At 65.1% G+C, this 3054-nt stretch carries 3 protein-coding genes; 1 reads left to right on the top strand and 2 read right to left on the bottom strand.

Annotated features, from left to right (window positions below):
- A partial coding sequence (locus EN742_RS13210) for a ComEC/Rec2 family competence protein (RefSeq protein WP_148670093.1) occupies positions 1–1224 on the top strand: 1224 nt, incomplete at its 5' end.
- Here EN742_RS13210 and lexA read toward each other — a convergent pair.
- Both lexA and EN742_RS13200 read right to left on the bottom strand, forming a co-directional pair.
- The gene (gene lexA, locus EN742_RS13205) at positions 1218–1952 is read right to left on the bottom strand and encodes a transcriptional repressor LexA (RefSeq protein ID WP_126054478.1); all 735 of its coding nucleotides are present in this window, start codon (positions 1950–1952) and stop codon (positions 1218–1220) included. The two genes, EN742_RS13210 and lexA, sit on opposite strands and share 7 nt — an antisense overlap.
- A 116-nt stretch (positions 1953–2068) precedes the next feature.
- Positions 2069–3016, bottom strand: a complete 948-nt coding sequence (locus EN742_RS13200) for a molybdopterin molybdotransferase MoeA (protein ID WP_245492311.1) — start codon at positions 3014–3016, stop codon at positions 2069–2071.
- Positions 3017–3054 lie beyond the last annotated feature (38 nt).

The following is a 3054-nucleotide window of genomic DNA, read 5'->3' as shown; positions in this document are numbered from 1 at the left end:
GTGTTGTTCGACCGGGCAGCGCTCACCATGCGCAATCTGGCGATCTCGGCCATCGCCGTCATCCTGGTGTCGCCGCACGAAGTGGTCGGCCCGAGCTTCCAGATGTCCTTCGCCGCCACGGCTGCCCTGGTCGGCGCCTATGCCGGCTGGGCCGACTATCGCGCCGACAGGACGACCACGCCGCCGCCGAAGCGATCGTTCCTTCGCTTTACGTCGCGCAAACTGGTGATGGGGATGGGTGGCCTTGCCATGACCTCGATCATCGCCGGCAGCGCCACGGCGCTCTTCGCCATCTGGCACTTCCAGCGCGTTTCGCCACTCAGCCTGGTCGCCAACCTGGCCGTCATGCCGATCGTTTCGGTGGTCATGTTCCTGGGGGTCGCCAGCGCCCTGACGATGCCGTTCGGCCTCGACTGGCCATTCCTGTATCTGATGGGCAAGGGCCTGACCGCGATGATCGCGATCTCCGGGTGGATTTCCGAACGCTCGCCGGTCGATGCCGTCGGGCTGATCTCCATCCAGTCGGTGCTTTTCGTGACGATAGCGCTGGTCATCGCGACCATGGCCACGACCTGGCTGAGACTTGCGGCGATCCCCTTCGCTCTGGCGGGCCTGCTGACGGTTTCCAATACCCGCACGCCCGATGTGCTGATCTCGGAGGATGCGCATCTGGTGGCGATGCCGATCGGAGGCGGCGAGCTCGCCGTCAACCGGGTGCGGTCGAACGAATTCACCACCGACAATTGGAAACGCGCGCTGGTGGCCGAGACCATCGTCGAGCCGGAGACCTTCGAGACAGGGGATGCACGCTTCGACATCGATCCGCTCGACCTGCCGCCGGGCTCGCCATTTTACTGCAGGGACGGGCTATGCCTTGCCCGACATCCGTCAGGCGCAATCGTGGCGCTCGCGGAAAACCGCAAGACGGCGCGGCCGGCCTGCGCCTTCGCCGACCTGATCGTCATCGACGACGCCACCGCCTACAGTCCCTGCTGGAATTCGCTGGCCCTCGTCGTCACCAAACGTCAGCTCGCCCGCTCCGGCAGTGCCGCTGTCTTCTTCGATCCGCAATCGGCGAGCGCGCAAGCAACAATCCGCTACGCGGTCGAAAAGCCCTACCGGCCATGGCACGAGCAGCGCAAATACTCTCGCGAGGCGAGGGGACTGCCGCCTTACCAGAGACCCGAAAAACCGGTGGTCAAACTGGCGCCGTCGGCTCAGTAGCGCCGGATCAGGCCGACCAGCTTGCCTTGCACCTTGACCCGGTCAGGGCCGAAGATGCGGGTCTCATAGGCAGGGTTGGCAGCTTCGAGCGCGATCGATGCGCCCTTGCGGCGGAAGCGCTTCAGCGTCGCCTCTTCCTCGTCGACCAGCGCCACAACGATCTCGCCGGGGCTCGCCGTGTCGGCGTTGCGGATGATGACCGTATCGCCGTCGAAGATACCGGCCTCGATCATCGAGTCGCCCTTGACCTCCAGCGCATAATGCTCGCCGCCCGAGATCATGTCCGGGGGCACCGAGATCGAATGCGTCTGGTGCTGGATGGCGTCGATCGGCACGCCGGCGGCGATGCGGCCCATTACCGGGATCGACACCGCCGACACAGCGTCGTCGTCATTGCTGGGGGTACGCGACGGCGACGCCGGTTTGATTTGCCGACCGAGATTGCCCTGTCCCAGGCTTCCCTGGATGACGCTCGGCGAAAACTTCTTCGCCGCATTGAGACCGGGCGCGATCGAGTCAGGCAGGCGCAGCACTTCCAGAGCACGCGCCCGGTTCGGCAGCCGGCGAATGAAGCCGCGCTCTTCCAGCGCCGTGATCAGCCGGTGGATGCCCGACTTCGAGGCGAGATCGAGCGCCTCCTTCATCTCGTCGAACGAGGGCGGAATGCCGCTTTCCTTCAGCCGTTCATGGATGAACATCAGGAGTTCATGTTGTTTGCGCGTCAGCATGGCGGCCCCCACGGGTTCTGAAACCAGAATCAGAAAAACAAACCCAGAACAAACACTATCTGTTCCAGTTGTGTTCCGCAACCGTTTAAAGTTTAATGAATGCGTTGACGTTTTGTTCAGCGTAGCATCAGCACGCGGCAAGCGTCGCCTGCGGCTGCAGCCGGGGCGAAGGGCTCCCGCACGACAAGGCCGTTGGCGTCGGCGAGCATGCGCAGCATCGAGGAGTCCTGGATGCCGAAGGGGGTGGCAACCATTGAGCCGGCTTCTTCGCGGACCACGGCGCGCACGTAATCCTGCCTGAGATCATTGGCCTGCATCGCCGTGCCCAGGCGTGCCTCGCGCAGGTCCTGCCGGAAGTCGCGGCCACCGAGTCGCGCCAGCAAGGGCTTCAGGAACAATTTCGAGCAGACCAGGCTGGCGACAGGGTTGCCCGGCAGGCCGATACAGCGCGTGCGCCCCATCCGGCCGAACATCAGCGGCTTGCCCGGGCGCATGGCGATCTTCCAGAAATCGAGCGTCATGCCTTCGCCGGTCAGCACGTCGTGGATCAGATCGTGGTCGCCGACCGAGGCGCCGCCCAGCGTGACGATGACATCGGCCTGCTGCTCGACGGCCTGCCTGACCAGCGCGGCGATCGCTTCCTTGCGGTCGGCGGCGATGCCGAGATCGAGCGCGCGGGCGCCGACCGACTGAGCGGCGGCGGCGACGCCATAGGCGTTGGACGAAATGATCTGGTCGGGACCAAGCTCGCTGCCGGGCGGCAGCAGTTCGTCGCCGGTGGCGATGATGGCGACCAGCGGCCGCTTCACCACGCTCAAACACGGATGGTTGGCGGATGCCGCCAGCGACAGTGCCGCGGGATCAAGCAGGCGGCCCCTTTCGAGCAGCACATCGCCTTGCGCGAAATCGAGTCCGACACGCCGGATGTTGCGTCCTTGCGCCGTCGGCTGGGTTACCTCTACCGTGCCGCCGCCCAGGTCCCTGACATTCTCCTGAATGACGATGGTGTCGGCGCCTTGCGGCACTGGCGCGCCGGTGCCGCAAGGCGCCGACACCATCGTCATTCAGGAGAATGTCAGGGACCTGGGCGGCGGCACGGTAG

It is taken from the genome of Mesorhizobium sp. M4A.F.Ca.ET.020.02.1.1, from assembly GCF_004022645.1.
GTDB lineage: Bacteria > Pseudomonadota > Alphaproteobacteria > Rhizobiales > Rhizobiaceae > Mesorhizobium.
Note: the sequence above shows the minus strand (reverse complement) of the source record. Positions and strands in the feature narration are given on the sequence as shown.

Coding starts and splice junctions, on each gene's coding strand:
- EN742_RS13200 (WP_245492311.1), bottom strand. CDS start 3,016: ATGACGATGGTGTCGGCGCCTTGCGGCACCGGCGCGCCAGTGCCGCAA.
- lexA (WP_126054478.1), bottom strand. CDS start 1,952: ATGCTGACGCGCAAACAACATGAACTCCTGATGTTCATCCATGAACGG.